We start from the raw sequence: 17954 nt of genomic DNA on the forward strand, positions 1-17954 counted from the left end.
CCCCTGGCCGCACCGGTGGCGGCCACGCCGACGCCGGCCCTGGCCAGCGCCCCTGCCGCCGCGCCGCCAGCCACGGCCGCCGCCGTCAACCTGGGCGCACAGCAGTTCAAGGATGCCTCGCCATCCAATGTGGAAGACGCGTATAACGCGCTGAAGACCTACCTGATGCTGAGCGACAAGTCGCGCGCCGAAGCGAGCCACCTGAATGACCAGCTGACCCGTTTCTGGCGTGTCTGGCTCGACAGCAACCGCGGCAGCATGCCGCGCGAGCAGATGATACGCAGCGCTGAACGCATGATTTCGTTTTATCTGACGCAGATCAACGACCCGTCCTGGCCGAGGATCGACAGCAAGCTGGCGCTGGTCGACCAATCGCGCGACAGCCTGCGCCGCGTGGTGCGGGGCATGCCGGCGCGCGAGCGCGTGTACGCCGACGTCAAGGCGCGCGCGGCCACGCGCTTCGCCTCGATGACGGTGGCGCGCATCGTCGGCGAGCAGGACAAGGAACTGGTGCTGGGCAGCTACGCCATCCCCGGCACCTTCACGCGCGACGCCTGGGAACAATTCATCCAGCAAGCCTTCCAGGAAGCGGCCAACCGCGAACTGCAAAGCGCCGACTGGGTGCTGAAAACGGCCTCGAATGACGACCTGACCCTCGAAGGCAGCCCCGAGCAGATTCAGAAAGCGCTGGTCGAACTGTATAAAACGGACTACGCCAGGGAATGGCAGAAATTCATCCAGGGCGTCAGCATCCGCGAGTTGAACGGCTTCGACAATGCGGCGGCGGCCATGAACCGGCTCGGCGACCCGCAAACCTCGCCGATCAACAAACTGATCGAAACGGTGTACAAGGAAACCTCGTGGGACAACCCGTCGCTGCTGGGCCAGGGCTTGCAGCGCGCCCAGCGCGGCATGATGGGCTGGTTCAAGGAAACCATCCTGCGCCAGAAACCCTCCGGCATCAACGTCAACGTCGGCACGGGCGCGCCCGCCGCCGGCGCCTTGCCGATGGGACCGGTGGGCCGCGAGTTTTCCGGCGTCGCCCGCCTGGTGGTGACCAAGGACAAGGACGCTTCGCTGATGCGCGGCTACATGGAAGCGCTATCGAAGCTGCGCGCCCGCTTCAACCAGATCAAGAACCAGGGCGATACGGGCCCCGGCGCCAAGCAGTTCATGCAGCAAACGCTCGACGGTACCGGCTCGGAACTGGCCGATGCGCTCAAGTACGTGGATGAACAGATGCTGACCGGCATGACCGACGCGCAAAAACAGGCGATCCGGCCGCTGCTGGTACGCCCGCTGATGCAAACCTTCGCCGTCATCATCAAACCGACCGAGACGGAAATCAACAAGGTCTGGCTGGCGCAGGTGCTCGAACCATTCCAGAAGACCCTGGCGCCCAAGTATCCGTTCTCGCCCGGCTCCGGTAGCGAGGCCAGCAATGCAGACATCGGCCTCGTATTCGGACCGGAAGGCAGCATCGCCAAGTTCTTCAATACCACCATCGGCCCGCTGGTAGTGCGCCGTGGCGACGCGCTCAGCGCCAAGACCTGGGCCAACATGGGCATCGGCCTGGCGCCGTCCGTGGTGGCCAGCTTCCCCGGCTGGATCGCGCCGCTCAGCGCCAACGGCGTGGCCACGGCAGCCGGCGCCGGCGAGGCGCAAACGCGTTTCGACCTGCAGGCGCAGGCCGCCAACGGCGCCACCGAGTACACGATCGAGATCGATGGCCAGGCGCTGCGCTGGCGCGGCCAGCCACAGCCCTGGGTCCATATGGTCTGGCCGAATCCGCAAGGCGCGCCCGGCGCGCGCATCAGCGCCATCATGCCGGAAGGCCGCACGATCGTGTTGCTCAACGAACCTGGGCATTTCGGTCTGAAGAAAATGATCGATTCGGCCAAGCGCAAGCGCAAGGATGGCGGCGTGTTTGAACTAAGCTGGGAAAACAGCGGCGTGACCGTGGCGGCCAACCTGAAGATCGTCGCCACGCCGGCGCCGGCCGCCGCGCCGAGCACCGCGTCGGGCGCTGCCGGCTTCCGCGGCCTGAAACTGCCGGAAAGCGTGGCCCAGAGTGTGCCTGCCGTCAACTCTCCCGTGCCGGCAGCCCCTGCCGGCGCCATCGCGGCCAATGCCGCCGTCACGCCATGAACCGCACCACTGCCACCCCCATCGGCTATTTCGGCAAGCTGCCCAGCCGCGGCGACTTCGTCAAGGCCAGCGACAACCCGGCCCTGCTGAAGATCCTCGACGACTGGCTGGCGCAGGCGATGGACCTGTTCAGCGCCGACGCGCGCTGGAAGCTGACCTACGATGCGCTGCCGCCCATGCATTTCGCCTTTATCGGCCCGCGCCGGGGGCGCGCCATCGCCGGCCATATCGCCGCCAGCAGCGATGCCTCGTCGCGCCGCTTCCCGTTCCTGATGATGAGCACCATGGAAGTGGACCAGCCGGCCGCGTTTGTCGCCAACTGTCCGCTGGTGCTGTCGCGCCTGTGGAACCGTTGCGAGGCGCTCAGCAAGGACATGCGCGGTCCCGATGCGGGCAGCGCGCTGCAGGCGGCCACGCATGCCAGCATCGACGTCGACCTGCGCGCCGCCGCCTATGAAGCCGCCTTCAACGATTTTCTCGACATGCAGACCGTGGGCGAACTCGACGCGCTGTTGGCGCCGACCGGCTTCACGGGCACGGTGCGGCAAGTGCTGCTGGCGCTGGGCCTGCTGCTGCAGCCGGTAATGGCCAGCAGTTCCAGCCGGCTGGAAAAAAGCCTGGAATTGCCGCTGCCGGCCGATCCGCTGTACCGCAACATGGTGGCGGCGTTCTGGATGCACCTGATCACGCCGTTCCTGGCGCGCGCCGATTTCGAGCTGGCGCTGTTCATCACCCGGCTGCGCGGCCGCCAGACGCTGGTGCTGGGCTTTTCCGGCGCCTCGGCGCAGACCCTGCATGTGCTGATGAACCCGCAAGCGGCGCTCGACCACCATATCGCGTTCGATGACCTGGACTGGGTCGAGGAACAGGTCGGCAGCGACTATGCGATCAAGAAAGTATCGACCTATCTGGCGCAAGCCAACCTCTCGCTCAAATCGGCGCGCGATTCCCTGCGCGCCGCCTTTATCGGAACCTGACCATGCGCGTATCCCGGATTGTTCTCCTCCTCGGCGTGGCGCTGAGCGCCATACCCGCTTCAGCGCAAGTGCCGGCGCCTGTACCCGCGCCAGCCTCCATCTCGATACCCATGGCCGCCACGCCGCAGCCAGGCCAAGTGCTGGCCAGCGGCACCGTGCCCGACGAAGCAAGCAAGGCCGCCGTGCTGGCGCGCCTGCGCGACCTGTATGGCGCCGACAAGGTGGTCGACCAGATCGCGGTGGGCCAGGTGGTGCTGCCCGCCAATTGGAACGCCTATGTGCAAAAGCTGCTGTCGCCCAACCTCAAGCAGATCAGCCGCGGCCAGCTGAAGATCGACGGCAGCGTCGTCAGCGTGCGCGGCGAAGTGGCCAACGAGGCGCAGCGGCAAAAGATCGCCAGCGATATCGCCACCAGCCTCAATCCCACATACACCGTCAACAACGGTTTGCGGGTGTCAGCCAGCGAGCAAGGCGTGCTCGACACCACCCTGGCCAACCGCACCATCGAATTTGAAAGCGGCAAGACCATGCTGACGCCATCGGGGCGCGCCATCCTCGATGAAATGGCGGCAGCCATGCAAAAGCTGGCCGGACGTAAAGTGGAAATCATCGGCCATACCGACAACCAGGGCTTGCGCGCCAGTAACCAAAGCCTGAGCCAGGCTCGGGCCGAGGCCGTCAAATTCTACCTGGCATCAAAGGGCATCCACGGCGAACTGCTGACGGCCTCGGGCCAGGGCCCCGACCGGCCGATCGCCAGCAATGACACGGTGGACGGGCGCGCCCGCAACCGGCGCATTGAATTTCGCATGGCGCAATAACCATCTATCAGAGGAACACATGTTTTCAGCCGAACAGTTATTACTTCCGATCAGCAATGAACAACCGGCAGGCATGGACCTGGCGTTTTCGCCCGAACTCGACGCCATCACGTTGGCGCGCAAGTTCGACGACCCCTCGCTCGACCAGGGCGAATGGGTCGCCGACCTCAAGGAAGCCGACTGGGACTTCGTCGTGCGCAGCTGCGCCGGCCTGCTTGCCGGCAGCAGCAAGGACCTGCGCCTGGCCGTCTGGCTGACCGAAGCAGGCGCCAAGCGCCACCACCTGCGCGGCATGGCCGAAGGCTTGCTGGTGCTGGCGGGGCTGTGCGAAAAATACTGGGACCGGGGCCTGTTCCCGGAAGCGGAAGACGGCGACCAGGAGCAGCGCATCGGCAACCTGAGCTGGATACTCTCGCGCATCCCGGCGCTGCTGCGCGAGGTGCCCGTCACGGGCGGCCCGGGCGGCGCCTTTTCCGCCATCGATTTCGAGACGGCGCGGCGCCAGGCCGGCATGGGCGATTCCACCAGGCAGCATGAGGGCGTCAAGTTGTCCGACATGGAAGCGGCGCGGCGCAACAACTCGGCCGCTTTCTGCGCCAGCTTCGCCGTCGACGCGCAAGATTGCCTGGAAGCGCTGCGCAAGCTCGAAAGAGTCGTCGACGCCCGGCTGGGCAACGACAGCCCGGCCTTCTCCACCGCGCGCGAAGCCGTCGAAGCGATGCTGCGCGTGATGCCCGCCAATGTGGCGCCGGCCGCCGTCCCCGTCGCGGCGAGCGGCGCAACCGCTGCCGCAAGCGCGATGGCGCCGGCCATGCCGGCGATCCCGTCCGGCCCGCCCGGCGCCGTCACCACGCGCGCCCAGGCGATCGAGCAATTGCGCGCCGTGGCGCAGTTCTTCCGCCGCACCGAGCCGCACAGCCCCGTCTCGTATTTTGCCGACAAGGCCGCCAATGCCGCCGACCAGGACTTGCACAGCTGGCTGCGCTCGGTGGTCAAGGACGCCAGTTCGCTGGCGCATATCGAAGAGTTGCTGGGCGTTCAGCCGCCCGAGAATGGCTGAAACCGCTGCTCACACCCTGGCGGCGCGCCTGCTGCCGCCAGGGTGTTCGGGTTTTTGCCTGGCGCAGTCTTATTTCACATTTTCCCGGTCTTCCTCGCACCAGTGCTTTAACAGCCGCGCCTTCCACTCGGCCTCTGCATAGGCATATTTCAAATTGACTTTTTTGCAAAAAATAATCTATTGCCAGTTCTTCAAGATGCACATCCCATAGCCTGGCAACATTGCTGTGCCTGTTTTACAAAAACGCCTGAATTATTTTCACACCTTCTATTCCCATATTATTTCCAGTGGAACGCCCGGCTCCAGTTCTGCCTCCTTGCCAGCAAGGGGATATTTTCGATGTCCCAGCAAATATTTTGTTACAAGTATCTTATAACTTCCATCATGAAGAAAATGGACGACAAACCTGTCGGCATCGGAAGAATTGTAATGAGGGATAGCGACAGTCTTCTCCACCCGAACCGGCTTACCATTTTTTACAGTATGCATGACAATCGCCGCTTTCATGCCTGGCGTCCATGTCGCTGGGATAGACAGGCAGCAGGTTTTTCCTCCACCGCCTTCACCTGGGCTCAGGTATCCAGCCTCGGCTGAAGATCCGTCTTCGAGTGTCACGATGTAGCCGCCAACCCCATGCTCGGTATGGTTATATGCAGTCATATTCACGTCAATCGTCATCGTTTCCTTGCTACAAGCCATATTTGAAAAGGCCACGAAAACACATAAAAACACATTGCGTAAATTTCTCGGAAATAGTCTTTTTGTCATATTAGTTCCTGAAATTCCCCGAGCGAATACACCCTGAGGTTGAAATGAAAATCAAATCCGCCTTAGAAGTCAGCTGTCTATAGTGGTAGCCCCGCCTGCCAAACGGTCTGCCGTGGGCGCCCTTGCCGCTCAGGCTGGCATTACCACGACGCCAGCGCACTGTCCGCCCGTGGTGCCGAGCGCCAGCGCCGGCTTTTCACTGGCCAGTTCTACGGCCAGCGCAAGATGGACCAGATCCGCTGCGATGCCGAAACTGCCTGCCGATTCCATGGGGCTCAGCCGCTGTTCCAACGGGTCGAGACCGGCCAGCACCTGCTGCATGGCGGCCACCACCGCCATGCTTGCGTGGGGCCGATGATCGGCGTCGCTGACGACATGCGCGATATCGGCGGCGTCCATGCCCGACGCCGTGATTGCAGCGGACATCACGCTACGCACGGCGGCATGCGTCGCGGCGCCCTGCATGATGCTGACCGGTCCCAGTATTGCGGCATTTGCCCACACCTGCTCCGGGGCCCTGTCCGGGTTCCACAGCACGATGCCGCCCGCGCCTTCGGCAGGAATGTAGCCCTGCGGCGCGCTGTTGGAAAACACCTGCCCCAGCGCCAGCGCAGGCGCGAGTTCTTCGGGATCCAGCAAGCTGTCGGCACCGACGATGATGGTGCAGGCAACGCCAGGCTGGCCGATGCCGCTCTGCAGGCTCGACAGCACGCTGAAAAGATGGGCCTCGCCGGCCCGCATCGCCTGCAAGACATAGGCAATGTCACGCCAGGCCGACTGCTGCCAGGCCCTTGCAAAGACGGCGCCCTGCGCCTCGTCGCCGGATATCGCATCGGGCGCCAGCCAGTACACGCTCACCGGGCCATCTTCGCGGCGAACCAGGCTGCCTTGCTGCGCATGCAGGTCGTCAAGAATGGCGGCGAGCATGGCCATGACGCGCGGCGCACGCAGGCGCGTGCCGGCGGCATGTCCCGTCGCAGCAAGATCGAGCGGATCGACGATGCCCGCATGGGCCGGGTAGCCGGACGGGTGCAGGATGGCCTTGTCGGGCTTGAAGACCTGCTTGCGCGCCTTGCTGCCTTCGGCCGTTTCGGTCACGGCGCCATGCGGCGTCAAAGCACTCCAGGCGCCGATCCGCAAGCGCACGAGGGGCACGGGAAGCGCCGGCGCGACCTCTGGCGACGGCACGGAGCCTGACATACTTGCAGGCAAGGAGGGCACGGATTTTGGCGCAGCAAGAAATTGCAGGCCTGTCCAGCCTAGAAAGGCCAGCAGAACGGGCGGCGCGCAGAGCATCAGTATCGCGCCCCCGCCTGACAGATCCAGGCGCGATGGCGCCACGCTTGCCAGCAGGACAATCCAGGCAATGCCGACAATTGCCAGCACAAGTATCCACAAAACGATCCTGAACACCAGCCGACGGCGCGGACGGTGTACCGGCGGTGCTTGTGGCAAAGAAATATCGCTCATGATGCGCCTACCCTATCGTGGCCACGGGCAGGCTGGCGATCAGCGCGCAGCCGCAAGCGCTTTTATGCCCATGCAGCGCCACCTTGCGCCCGCCGATACTGAGGACGGCGCTGCCTTCGATGATGGGATTGCTGCCATGGCCCGGCAGCGGGCACGCGACCATGTCGCCCACCCTGGCGATGCCGATGCCGCGGATCGTGTGCACGGGAGAGGCGCTTGCCACGACGCCACCGTGGGTCGTTTTGTCGCCGAGCCGGATGATTGCGAGCGCCATGTCAGAATCCCAGCTGATTGCGCCGGAAGGCACTCCAGCCATCTTCGATCGCTTTGGCCTGCGCATCGATGCTGTCGCCAACCGCCTTGGCCGCCTTGCTGGCGCCACTCTGTACACTGCGTGCGGCCTCCGTGGCCATCTCCTGGGCCTGGCTGGCGCCACGCTGCACCTTGCCTGCGGCTTCGGTGGCCATGTCCTTGGCCTGCTTGACGCCGCTTTGCACCTTGCGTCCGGCCTCGGCCGCCAGCTCCTGTGTCGCGTCCACCACCTCGCCGGCCTTTTTCTGCACGGCCGTGGCGGCATCGCTGACCTCTTTCTTGACGACATTAATCGACGTGATGACCATCTGCTGGCCGCGCTTTGCGGCGGCGATGACGACCTGCTTGCCGCTCTGATACACCTCCACCGTATAGGTGACGCCCGCCTTCACGGTCTCGACGACAAATTTTTCACCCACCTTGTACGTATGCGTGGCCACCCGCTTGCCGCCTTCCCAGGTTTCCATCACCACGCCCTCGGCCCGGTGGTACACCTTGATCACGCCCTTCTTGATGGCAGTGACGGTATCGTCCAGCCAGTCCAAGCCTTGCGCCAGCACATTGCGCGACGACTCGGCCATGCCGCGCGGACGGAAATAGCTGAATGGTTCGATGCCACCCATGAAGCCGGCCTTGGAATCATGCACCGCGGATTTGATGAAATTGAGTACGGGATCGGATGCCGTCGCTTGCCAGGCATCGAGCCGCCACTTTTCCGGGCGTATGACCATGCTGTACTTCATGCCGATGACCTGCAGCGTTGCTGCCGATACCGTGGGCAGAATATGCGACTCGACAAAATCTTTTGCTTTGGCGTAATCCAGTAACAATTCAGCTTCACGCGCAATGCCGGGATGACCTTTTTTGCTGCCAGCGGCGCTCTCGGCTTCAATCAGGTCCGGCGTCTTGATTTTTCGCTTGGTCATGGTGCCCCACGTGGAATACAGGGCTTTCATATGAGCCGTAACAGCTTGCTCGACGGTGGCGGGAACACCAATTGCTGCCATGTATTGCTTGTAAGAAGCTTCAACCTCCGGTTTGATCTTAAAACGCGTTTCGAAGATATCTTCGTCATACTTGGAGACATCTTCGTAGGCGACCAGCCTTACGCCATTTTTAATGGCCTCGCTCATCATGTCGCGCATTGGAATACGCGCATAGTTATTAAAAATTTTCTGGTTTTCTGGCTCGTATCCACCTCCCACGTCGGAGTGCGCGCCCGGGTAGATTGTTTCAGTCCAACCAGGCTTGAGCATGCCATTCTTCCTGATCAGATCGACGGGAAATGAAAAGCGTAGCTCATGGGCTGCCACGTAGTGTACGCAACGCTCAACAGCATGCGATACCACGAGATTCTTTTCGTTAAATGGCGTATCAATGGTGAGCGACGGTAAGCCAAATGAGGCGACCGTATCGAATAACCCCATGAAGTTCATGCGTATGGGCACGCCGTTGTAACGCAGCACATCATCTGTTCCGGTAATACATTTTTTAAGCATATCGTTGCTGAATGCCCGAGCGAGCGCCGCGCCGCGTGAAAAACCAAAGATAGAGATATTAATTATGTTAATCAAACCATGAGCAGCGATCGCAGCACTGAGGCCACTGATATTTTCCGGCTTTCCTTCTTGAAGATAGACCGTCAAAGGTACTTTGAGTTTAGCCGCCTCTTTCAGAAGTGCAGCCCGCAAATGCACATCGACTTGACTTTTCCCAAACTCTGTACGACGTGTTCCACCGGAACCCAATCCACCTCCCGCGAAACTGGAATCCTGCAATTTATCCATCCAGTCTGTGGCCGTAGCATTGAACTGGGTACCAACGCCCGGGACATAAATAGCGTAGTTTGGCTTCTCACCATCTACAAGAAACTGTGCAGACCGCCATATCCGCGCCGGATTTGCCCATTTCCGAAGTCGTTTATCCGCATCCCTATTATTACCGGTCCCATCAAAAAATATACTGATGTTCACAACATCAGAACAACTCTGTGCAGCGCCAGGATTCGCAGTAGTAACGTCCCGATTACAAGCACGGGCACCACCTATTTTATCAAATTCATCCATATCACTTCCTGTTCGAACGAATATTTTTACCACGTTCTGTAATCTCAGGGAGATATTCATGAAATGTAATCTCAGCAGTATCGTCTGGATAAAGATGTAGGCCAAGATAACGGGTTCTGGGTGGAATTTTCTCTTGGAAAATCACCAATTCATTCTTAACTTTCATAAGTTCTCCATTTCGCGGCGTCCCCTTTGGTCCACCCAGAGTCCACTCCAACTTTTGAACGCCGAATGGAATGACAACTCCAGCAACGGTTCCGGTACTACCGTATTTATTCATCACACCTAAGTCTGTATCATTAAAAATAATGTTAGTAATTACCCTATCCACGTTGGAATACATAACTACATCTAATATTATTTCTTTTTTCATTTTTCCTCCTCCTTGACCACACGCCGAGAGCGGGATTAATAGAAGCAATCCCAAAAAACCAAGCATGCTTCGACGGCATATAATTGATTGAATTTTTTTATTTTTAAAAATACGATTTCTATCATACTCCATGAAATTTCCCCATTTTATGTCTATCACTGAGTTACGCGGCTCCCTTTATTTCAGCGTCAGCTATAGTGGTTTTATCACGAATACTATTTCTTCTTAGCCGCAAAAATTTTTTTGCCTCTGGCGGTTCGCTCTGGTATGCCTTCCGCAAAGGTGAACTCAACCGTATCATCGGGATAAACATGTATGCCGAGATAACGCGTTCCCGGCGGTATCTGCTCCGGTGAAATGACAAGTTGATTCTTTGGGGTCATACGCTCGCCATTGCGCGGTGTTCCCTCCGGCCCGTCCAATGTCCATTTCAATATCTGATTCCCGAACGGAATGTAAACGTCAGTAATCGTTCCCGTGCCACCATACCTATTCATCACACCCAAGCCTGTTCCATTAAAAGAAATGTCGGTAATGACCTGATCAACGTAGGAGAACACTTCTACATGGAGTGTTGTTTCTTTTTGCATTGTTTTCTTTCCTTGCCCACAAGCCGCAAGCGGCATCATCAAACCCAAACCTATCAAGCCGATGGCACTCCGCCGACTTGATAGCAATAGTTGTGACCTATGAATAACCAAATCTCGTTCGCCGCCTCTCATGATGTTTCTCCTTTATTCTGTGTGTGTGACCAAGTGTGCTGCTAGCTATCATTTCAACGCGGTCTCGCGCCGTTTTTCACCGCTGCGATATCACAGCTGGAGGCGTGGATACCTACCGCCCTGTTTCATGTATCAGCTTGCCTAGGTAAGAAAACATCTCCACGTCAGCCAATTTCTTTCCGCAAGACATTACCGCAGTCCACCAGCGAGATTGCCAGCCCAGTGCAATCACCCTGGTGGCGTGACGCCTGCTTCGCGGCGAAGGTGCCAATTTTTGAGTTGCCGCGTTCCTGCACCCTTGCACCCTTGCACCCATACTATTTCTTTCTGTCAGCAAGAATTTTTTGGCCTCTGGCTGTTAGTTCTGGTATGCCTTCAGCAAAGGTGAACTCGACCGTATCGTCGGGGTAAAGATGTATGCCAAGATAGCGCGTTCCTGGTGGTATCTGTTCCGGAGAAATCACCAGCGGCCCCTTAGCGGTCACCACCTCGCCAATGCGCGGAGTACCCCTTGGCCCATCCAACTCCCAATGCAATGCCTGAACGCCGAACGGGATCTGGACACCAGCAATAGTTCCCGTAGCACCATACCGATTCATCACACCCAGGGGCGTACCGTTAAAAGAAATGTTGGTAATGACATGATCAATATAAGAGATAACCTCCACATTCAGCCATATCTCTTTCCTTACCGCTTGCCCGCACGCCGCCAGCGGCAGTATCAAACCGCACGCGATCAATCCGAGCGCCAGCCGACGGCCTGGCGTCCTTGCTTCTTGTTTCCAGATACTCATGGAAACTGGTCCATGGCGGCTTCAAAGCTGATGTCGCCAGCCTTGACCTGCGCCAGCAGTGACGCAATGGCCGGGTTGGTCTGGAGCTTGTCGCCGTAGATCAAGGCGGCGCAGATGTAGTTCAGAATGTCGCGCATGCCGGACAGCTTCAGTTTGCGGGCGGCCAACAGGTGTTTTTGCACGAGACGGTAGTGCTGCGCGCGTGGAATATCCATCAGCAGCTGCGGCTGGTTCTCCTGCAGCATCGACAAAAGCTGGTCCGGCATGCCCGCTTCGACCAGCATGTCGACCTGCACCTGGGCCAGCTTGAGCGGCAAGGTCACCTGATGGGGCGGCAGACCGTTGTCGTTTTCGCCTGGCAGTATCTGCTGCGGATGGCCTTCGCGGTCCCAGTACCACCATGCCTGTATGCCCTGCAGCAGGCGCTCGCGCTGGGAAACGGTCAGCGCCGGCACGCCTACGTGCAAAGTCAGGTCGCTTTTCTGTCCCATCAGGGTGCCCAGGATGGCCGGGTCCCAGAAGGCAAAAATCATGTCGGTGCCGTCCGGCAGCAGTATCTCGGTAAACGCCGCCAGGCTTTCCCACAGCGTGTCGAAATCATCAGTACTTGCCAGCAGCGTAAGGCTGGCGGGATGGCTGGCGGCGCCTTGCGCGATTTCCGGCCACGTTTCGATATCGGCGGCCAGTGGCGACAACGCCACCAGATGGGGCGCGTACGCTTCCGTGTCGGATCCGAGCGCCGCTGGCAGCAGGCACTTGCTGCGCATGCTGATCTGCTCTTTTTCAAAGCGCGCCAGCAGCGTGCCGTCCTGCGCCTGGTCGACAATGGCATAACAGCTCAGTTCACGATTGTCGAGCGCACTTGCCAGGTTTGCTTCAAACGAAGCCTGATCCAGAGGTAAAAATTTCATCGTTGAGGTCCTTTGTTGACGAAGGCGGAGCGCTGTTTTGCGCGCTTTTGCAGGCATTCCTTGCAGACTCCCTGCGACCGTACCGCGCCACGCGCCGCGGCCGCCTTTTTCGTGGTTTTATTTTTTTGTCCGAAAGCCGCAAGCGGCATCATCACACCCAGTCCTATCAAGCCCAGCACACTGCGCCGGCCTGACAGCAGTGGCTGCAATGACTTGCCGGACATATCTCGTTTGTCGTGCCTCATGATGTTCTATCCTTTATGTATTCCAGCGATGAAAATGTCATCGTTGCGATCCTTTGTTGACGAAGGCCGTACGCTGTTTTGCGCGCTTTTTCAGGCATTCCATGCAGACTTCCATGGGCAGCACCGGCAGCGCATACGGCATGGTCTTCGGGCCGGGCATCGAGAAGTCGGCGTTATGGCTGATGCGCTGGCCGCTCGTCATGTCGGTGATGCCCGCGCCGTTGATCCTGATGGCCGAGCCATCGGCGCCGAGAATGATCTCCTTCTTGGCGAAAATTTCGATGCGGTCGGTGGCTGACAGCAGGCGCAATACTTTTTGGGCGATGATGTCGATGTCGCCGCCGTGGGCCTGGATCTCGACCTTTCCTTTTGCGGCGAACAGCTTGATGCCCGCGTTGTAGGCAAACAGGCTGATTTTCTCCTTGACGCTGGCGATCAGGCTCTTGCCGACAGCCAAATTGATATCCTCGCCCGACGACATGGTGACCTGCTCGCCGCTGTGCAGATGCGTGCTCTTCGGCGTGGCGAGGCCGATGCCGGCCGGCGACGCCGCCAGCAGCACCGGTTCGGCGAAGCGGTTGGCGCCCTGCTGGCCGGCGCCGTCGTATTGCGCCTGGGTCGCGTCGATGAATTGCTGGAACGCCTGCTGCCCCGGCAGTGCCTCGGCACTGGACTTTTCCGCCACGTCCGACAGATTTTGCGCCAGCTCGTGCGCCTGCGTCAGCTGATCGTATGCCTCGCGCACGTCGAGCTGGGAGCCGCGCCCGCCGGGCCGGCCATAGGTGCTGATGTACAGTCCCTTTTGCGTGGTGATGGCGCCATACGCATCCGAATTGAGGGCGAAGCCGGAACCGAAAAAGCCGTCGCGCTGATTGCCCTGCTGCCCTACCAGATAGCCCAGGTTCAGCTGCGCATGGGTATTGCTGCTGTACAGCTGCACCCGGTTCTGCTCGGTGTTGTCGTCCATCACCAGCTGGTTGAAGCCGGCGCCCTTGTATTCCTTCGATTTGTAGCCCGACATGCGTCCATCGGTATGCCATTGCGGCGCTTGTTCGCCGTTGTAGATGCGGCCCGTGATGATGGGCCGGTCCACGTCGCCGTCCAGGAAGGTGATGATCACTTCCTGGCCGACGCGCGGCACATGCACGGCACCATATCCCTCGCCGGCATTCGGATAGCTGACGCGCACCCAGCACGAGGCCTTTTCGTCGCCGGGATTGAGGCGATCCCAGTGGAAGCGCACCTTCACGCGGTTCAGCGCATCGGTATGGATTTCCTCGCCGGCCGGACCGACCACGGTGGCCGTCTGCGGATGCATGGCCGGCTTGGCGTGCACGCAGGCGCTGCGGTATTCCACGCTGCGGCGCTGCACTTCGAAGCGGTTGAAGCAGTGGCCGGTGCGCTCATCGCCGGCGCCGGGCTGGGCCAGGCCGGCGCACTTCAGGCCCGCCTCTTCCTTGAACTGCAGCAGACGGCCTTGCAGGCTGCCCGAAAAATCCTGTTGCATGCCTGACAGCGGCAGGTTGTTTTCGATCGCCCATTCCACGTCCAGCACGACGAACTGGCGCTCCTCGGCCGCCTCCTCGGCGTGGGCCGGATGGTCGAGCAAGGTAAACCAGCAGCCTACCGGCAGCCGGCGCACGCCCGAGGTGCCAAAAAACCGCTTGATGCGCGATTCCCACTCCTGCACCCGGATGCGCGATTGTTCCGCGCCGTGCTCGGTGTCGGCGCTGCTGTAGGCGCCCGTATATTCATAGACCTCGAGCTGCGACGGAATACTGCCGTGCCCTGGCAAGATCTGCACGGCATTCTGCTGACCGCTGCGAGGCGCCTTGTAGTCGTAGGTGCGGGTCGCCAGCTGACTGTTCGACAGCGTGCGGGCGCCGCCCCACTGGACGATCTTGTCCAGTTCCTCGGTGGCATCGGCACGGTGAAAGGCGATCTGCCCGGGCTGCAGCGGCTTGAGCGATTGCACCGAATCGGTGATGATCCACTGATGGCCGCTGCCATCGGCCGCCTGTTCGACATAGCCGTACCAGCCTTCGCTTTCCAGCATGCGCATGACAAATTGCCAGTCCGTCTCGTACTGCGTGCAATACGAGCGCTGGCGCACCGCCTGGTTCAGGTCGAACCTGAACTTGCCCTGGCATTGCGGATGGCCGCCCAGCACGTCGGCGATGATGTCGTCGGCGCCCTTGTTCTGCCAGATGCGCGCGTCCTTGCGGAACTTTAGGAAATGCAGGCAGCTGGCAAAAGCAATCTGGTAGACCGACAGCTGCCCGTCGCTGCCCAGCTTCCTGGCCGTGTGTACGTAACCGTGGACGGGCTGGTAGCTGGCGTCCGGCTGCAGTACCCACAAGGTCACTTCCTGGGCGATCAGCTGCTTGAGTTCCAGCGCCTCGTCGAGCGACAGCAGATCGACGATATAGTCGTATCCCTGGCTCACGCGGTCCACCGCATGGACGCGCTGCGCCAGCAGGACGTCGGCTCCCAGCGGCGTGTCCAGCTTGAGCAGCCTGGCGTGCTGGCCCATTCCCGCGAACATGTTTTCCAGTTCCTGTTGCAACTCAGCCATGAAATACGGCTCCTTCTACTTGATGGTGTACTTGAACTGCCCCTGCTTGCTGGCGCTGACCTTGATTTTCGTGATCGCGGCGCCTTCGGCCATTTTGGCCAGCACCGACTCGGCGATCTCGGGCAGCACGGTGCCGTTGAGGATATTGTCGACATTGCGCGCGCCCGAATCGACTTCGGTGCAGCGCGCCAGCACGGCCTCGACCAGCGCTTCGTCGTGGCTGAATTCGGCCTTGTGATTGGCCGCGATGCGCCGGGCGATCTTGCCCAGTTTCAGGCCGATGATATTGACCAGCACATCGTCCGAGATCGGATAGAACGGGATCACTTTCAAGCGCCCAAGGAAGGCCGGTTTGAAGGTCTTGACCAGTTGCGGGCGGAGCTTTTCCTCCAGCTGTTCCGGCGTCGGCAGGTCTGGCGCCGCCACGTTCAGGCAGGCCTGCATCAGGATGCTCGAACCGACGTTCGAGGTCAGGATGATGATGGTATTTTTAAAGTCGATCTCGCGCCCTTCGGCATCCTCCATCACGCCCTTGTCGAAGACCTGGAAGAACAGTTCGAGCACGTCCGGGTGGGCTTTTTCCACTTCGTCGAGCAGCACCACGCTGTACGGGTTGCGCCGCACGGCCTCGGTCAGCACGCCGCCTTCGCCATAGCCGACATAGCCGGGCGGCGAGCCTTTCAGGCCCGACACGCTGTGCGCTTCCTGGTATTCGCTCATGTTGATGGTGATCAGCTTGCGCTCGCCGCCATACAGCACGTCGGCCAGCGCCAGCGCCGTTTCCGTCTTGCCCACGCCGGACGGGCCGACGAACAGGAACACGCCCTTCGGCTTGTTCGGGTCATCGAGGTTGGCGCGCGAGGTGCGCACGCGCTGCGCCACCGCCTCGATCGCATGCGACTGGCCCAGCACGCGCTCTTCCAGCATGTCCTTCAGTTTCAATACCGTGCGGATTTCATCCTTGACCATCTTGCCGAGCGGGATGCCGGTCCAGCCGGCGACGATTTCCGCCACCACGTGGCCGTCGACCTGCACCGGCACCATCGGCGTTTCGCCCTGTAAGGCGCGCAAGTCCTTGAGCAAGGCCTGCAGGTCGCCCGCCTGGCTTGCATCCGGTTTCGTGCCTGCCTGGCCGGCGCCGGCGCTTTCCAGCTCCTGGCGCGCCGCCTTGATTTTCTCCGTCAGCGCCTTTTCGCTTTCCCAGCGCGCGGCCAGCGCCGCATGCTCGCCGGCGGCGCCGCTGCGCTGTGCGCGCAAGTCTGTCAGGCGCGCCGGGTGGTTCCCGCCGCCCCTTTCCTCGCGCTCGAGCGTCGCGACTTCGGCGTCGATGCGGTCAAGCTCTTTGACCAGGTTTTCCAGCAGGGCCGGCGTGGCGTTCTGGCCCAGCGCCACCTTGGCGCAGGCGGTATCGAGCACGCTGATGGCTTTGTCGGGCAGCTGGCGGCCCGAGATGTACCTGTGCGACAGGCGTACCGCTTCGGTGATGGCTTCGTCGTAGACACGCACATTGAAATGCTTTTCCATCAGCGGCGCCATGCCGCGCAACATGGCGCAGGCCAGTTCTTCGCTCGGTTCTTCGATCTTGACGACCTGAAAGCGGCGCGCCAGCGCGGCGTCCTTTTCAAAATACTTCTTGTATTCGCCCCAGGTGGTGGCGGCAATCGTGCGCAGCTCGCCGCGCGCCAAGGCCGGCTTGAGCAGGTTGGCCGCGTCGTTCTGGCCGGCCGTGCCGCCGGCGCCGATCATGGTGTGCGCTTCGTCGATGAACAGGATGATGGCGTGCGGGCTTTTCTTGACTTCGTCGATGACGTTTTTCAGACGGTTCTCGAACTCGCCCTTGACGCTGGCGCCGGCCTGCAGCAGGCCCATGTCCAGCGTATGAATCTCGACGCCCTTCAGCACGTCGGGCACGTCGTCTTGCGCGATGCGCAGTGCCAGACCTTCGACCACGGCCGTCTTGCCGACGCCCGCCTCGCCCGTCAGGATGGGGTTGTTCTGGCGGCGGCGCATGAGGATATCGATCGTCTGGCGGATCTCGGCATCGCGCCCGATCACCGGGTCGACCTTGCCGTCGCGCGCGCGCGCCGTCAGCTTGGTGGTGAACTGGTCCAGCGCCGGGGTTTTCGATGCGGCCGCGCGCCCTTCGAGTTCGCCGACGGGGTCTCCTCCTCCCTCGCCGCCCTCCCCCGCCTCGCCATCGGCAGCCGGGGCGCCGGCCGCCTCCTGCGAGCCTTGCGTGATTTTGTCGAGATTATGTTTCAAGTCGTCGAGCTTGAATTTGTTGAACAGTTTCGAGCCGCGGTACGCCAGCTGCGCCAGTTCCGGATCGGTCAGCAGCGCCTGCAGCAGATGGGCGCTGCGGATGCTGGCCAGGCGGCCGGCCTGCACGTCGAGCGAGGCGATCAGCCAGGCGTGCTCAAACAGCTTCGGCAGCCTGGACGAAAACACGGGGGTGCGCGCATTGCCGGTCTGCAGGCGCGCTACTTCGGCCTGCAGGTCCGCTTCGAGCATGTTGACGCTGATGCCGCTGTGGCGGGCGATCAGCGCGAAGTCGCTGGCCGGCTGCTCCAGCAGGGCCAGGAACAGATGTTCCAGGTCGACCTCGTATTGCCCGAGGCCGACGCAGATGCCGGCGGCGCGGGTGGCGGCGGTGCGGCTGGTGTCATTGAGCTTGCTGATCAGCGTCTTGAGGTTGATGCTCATGGGGCGAAG

At 60.9% G+C, this 17954-nt stretch carries 15 protein-coding genes; 4 read left to right on the plus strand and 11 right to left on the minus strand.

Annotation, left to right across the window (positions count from 1 at the left end):
* The 4 genes from CBW50_RS08765 to tssA form a co-directional block, all read left to right on the plus strand.
* On the plus strand, positions 1-2148 hold a 2148-nt coding region (locus CBW50_RS08765; protein WP_301178802.1), incomplete at its 5' end, for an ImcF-related family protein.
* Positions 2145-3125, plus strand: coding sequence for a type VI secretion system-associated protein TagF (gene tagF, locus CBW50_RS08770; RefSeq protein WP_086145180.1), 981 nt, complete (start codon positions 2145-2147; stop codon positions 3123-3125). The genes CBW50_RS08765 and tagF, both read left to right, overlap by 4 nt.
* A gap of 2 nt (positions 3126-3127) precedes the next feature.
* On the plus strand, positions 3128-3946 hold the full coding sequence (locus tag CBW50_RS08775; RefSeq protein WP_086145181.1) for an OmpA family protein: 819 nt from the start codon (positions 3128-3130) through the stop codon (positions 3944-3946).
* A gap of 19 nt (positions 3947-3965) precedes the next feature.
* On the plus strand, positions 3966-5006 hold the full coding sequence (gene tssA / locus CBW50_RS08780) for a type VI secretion system protein TssA (RefSeq protein WP_086145182.1): 1041 nt from the start codon (positions 3966-3968) through the stop codon (positions 5004-5006).
* A gap of 267 nt (positions 5007-5273) precedes the next feature.
* Here tssA and CBW50_RS08785 read toward each other — a convergent pair whose 3' ends face one another.
* The 11 genes from CBW50_RS08785 to tssH form a co-directional block, all read right to left on the minus strand.
* A complete protein-coding gene (locus CBW50_RS08785; RefSeq protein WP_086145183.1) occupies positions 5274-5774 on the minus strand; it encodes a DUF3304 domain-containing protein in 501 nt (166 codons plus the stop codon).
* Positions 5775-5903: 129 nt separating this feature from the next.
* Positions 5904-7244: a hypothetical protein gene (locus CBW50_RS08790; RefSeq protein ID WP_139842446.1), complete on the minus strand. Its 1341-nt coding sequence runs from the start codon at positions 7242-7244 to the stop codon at positions 5904-5906.
* Between the two features lie 7 nt (positions 7245-7251).
* Positions 7252-7518 carry a PAAR domain-containing protein gene (locus CBW50_RS08795; RefSeq protein ID WP_086145185.1) on the minus strand — a complete coding sequence of 89 codons (267 nt, stop codon included), beginning with the start codon at positions 7516-7518 and terminating at the stop codon, positions 7252-7254.
* A gap of 1 nt (position 7519) precedes the next feature.
* Entirely contained in the window at positions 7520-9622 is a 2103-nt protein-coding gene (locus CBW50_RS08800; RefSeq protein WP_172404716.1) for a DUF2235 domain-containing protein, read from the minus strand.
* A 1-nt stretch (position 9623) separates the two neighbouring features.
* Entirely contained in the window at positions 9624-10127 is a 504-nt protein-coding gene (locus CBW50_RS28735) for a hypothetical protein (protein WP_139842448.1), read from the minus strand.
* Positions 10128-10210: 83 nt separating this feature from the next.
* Positions 10211-10717 carry a hypothetical protein gene (locus CBW50_RS08805; protein WP_139842449.1) on the minus strand — a complete coding sequence of 169 codons (507 nt, stop codon included), beginning with the start codon at positions 10715-10717 and terminating at the stop codon, positions 10211-10213.
* Between the two features lie 317 nt (positions 10718-11034).
* Positions 11035-11511: a hypothetical protein gene (locus CBW50_RS08810; protein ID WP_086145188.1), complete on the minus strand. Its 477-nt coding sequence runs from the start codon at positions 11509-11511 to the stop codon at positions 11035-11037.
* Complete coding sequence (locus tag CBW50_RS08815; protein ID WP_157792404.1) at positions 11508-12422, minus strand: DUF4123 domain-containing protein; 915 nt, start codon at positions 12420-12422, stop codon at positions 11508-11510. The genes CBW50_RS08810 and CBW50_RS08815 overlap by 4 nt, the downstream gene beginning before the upstream one ends.
* Complete coding sequence (locus tag CBW50_RS29310; RefSeq protein WP_143450787.1) at positions 12419-12667, minus strand: hypothetical protein; 249 nt, start codon at positions 12665-12667, stop codon at positions 12419-12421. The genes CBW50_RS08815 and CBW50_RS29310 overlap by 4 nt, the downstream gene beginning before the upstream one ends.
* Positions 12668-12704: 37 nt before the next feature.
* Positions 12705-15242, minus strand: a complete 2538-nt coding sequence (locus tag CBW50_RS08820) for a type VI secretion system Vgr family protein (protein ID WP_086145190.1) — start codon at positions 15240-15242, stop codon at positions 12705-12707.
* Between the two features lie 15 nt (positions 15243-15257).
* The gene (gene tssH, locus CBW50_RS08825) at positions 15258-17945 is read right to left on the minus strand and encodes a type VI secretion system ATPase TssH (protein ID WP_086145191.1); all 2688 of its coding nucleotides are present in this window, start codon (positions 17943-17945) and stop codon (positions 15258-15260) included.
* Between the last annotated feature and the right edge of the window lie 9 nt (positions 17946-17954).

This window comes from Janthinobacterium sp. GW458P, assembly GCF_002127585.1.
In the GTDB taxonomy this organism is placed as follows: domain Bacteria; phylum Pseudomonadota; class Gammaproteobacteria; order Burkholderiales; family Burkholderiaceae_D; genus Janthinobacterium.

Coding starts and splice junctions, on each gene's coding strand:
- CBW50_RS08820 (WP_086145190.1), bottom strand. CDS start 15,242: ATGGCTGAGTTGCAACAGGAACTGGAAAACATGTTCGCGGGAATGGGC.
- CBW50_RS08805 (WP_139842449.1), bottom strand. CDS start 10,717: ATGAGAGGCGGCGAACGAGATTTGGTTATTCATAGGTCACAACTATTG.
- tagF (WP_086145180.1), top strand. CDS start 2,145: ATGAACCGCACCACTGCCACCCCCATCGGCTATTTCGGCAAGCTGCCC.
- CBW50_RS08795 (WP_086145185.1), bottom strand. CDS start 7,518: ATGGCGCTCGCAATCATCCGGCTCGGCGACAAAACGACCCACGGTGGC.
- CBW50_RS28735 (WP_139842448.1), bottom strand. CDS start 10,127: ATGGAGTATGATAGAAATCGTATTTTTAAAAATAAAAAAATTCAATCA.
- tssA (WP_086145182.1), top strand. CDS start 3,966: ATGTTTTCAGCCGAACAGTTATTACTTCCGATCAGCAATGAACAACCG.
- CBW50_RS08790 (WP_139842446.1), bottom strand. CDS start 7,244: ATGAGCGATATTTCTTTGCCACAAGCACCGCCGGTACACCGTCCGCGC.
- CBW50_RS08810 (WP_086145188.1), bottom strand. CDS start 11,511: ATGAGTATCTGGAAACAAGAAGCAAGGACGCCAGGCCGTCGGCTGGCG.
- CBW50_RS08815 (WP_157792404.1), bottom strand. CDS start 12,422: ATGAAATTTTTACCTCTGGATCAGGCTTCGTTTGAAGCAAACCTGGCA.
- CBW50_RS08775 (WP_086145181.1), top strand. CDS start 3,128: ATGCGCGTATCCCGGATTGTTCTCCTCCTCGGCGTGGCGCTGAGCGCC.
- CBW50_RS08785 (WP_086145183.1), bottom strand. CDS start 5,774: ATGACAAAAAGACTATTTCCGAGAAATTTACGCAATGTGTTTTTATGT.
- CBW50_RS08800 (WP_172404716.1), bottom strand. CDS start 9,622: ATGGATGAATTTGATAAAATAGGTGGTGCCCGTGCTTGTAATCGGGAC.
- CBW50_RS29310 (WP_143450787.1), bottom strand. CDS start 12,667: ATGAGGCACGACAAACGAGATATGTCCGGCAAGTCATTGCAGCCACTG.
- tssH (WP_086145191.1), bottom strand. CDS start 17,945: ATGAGCATCAACCTCAAGACGCTGATCAGCAAGCTCAATGACACCAGC.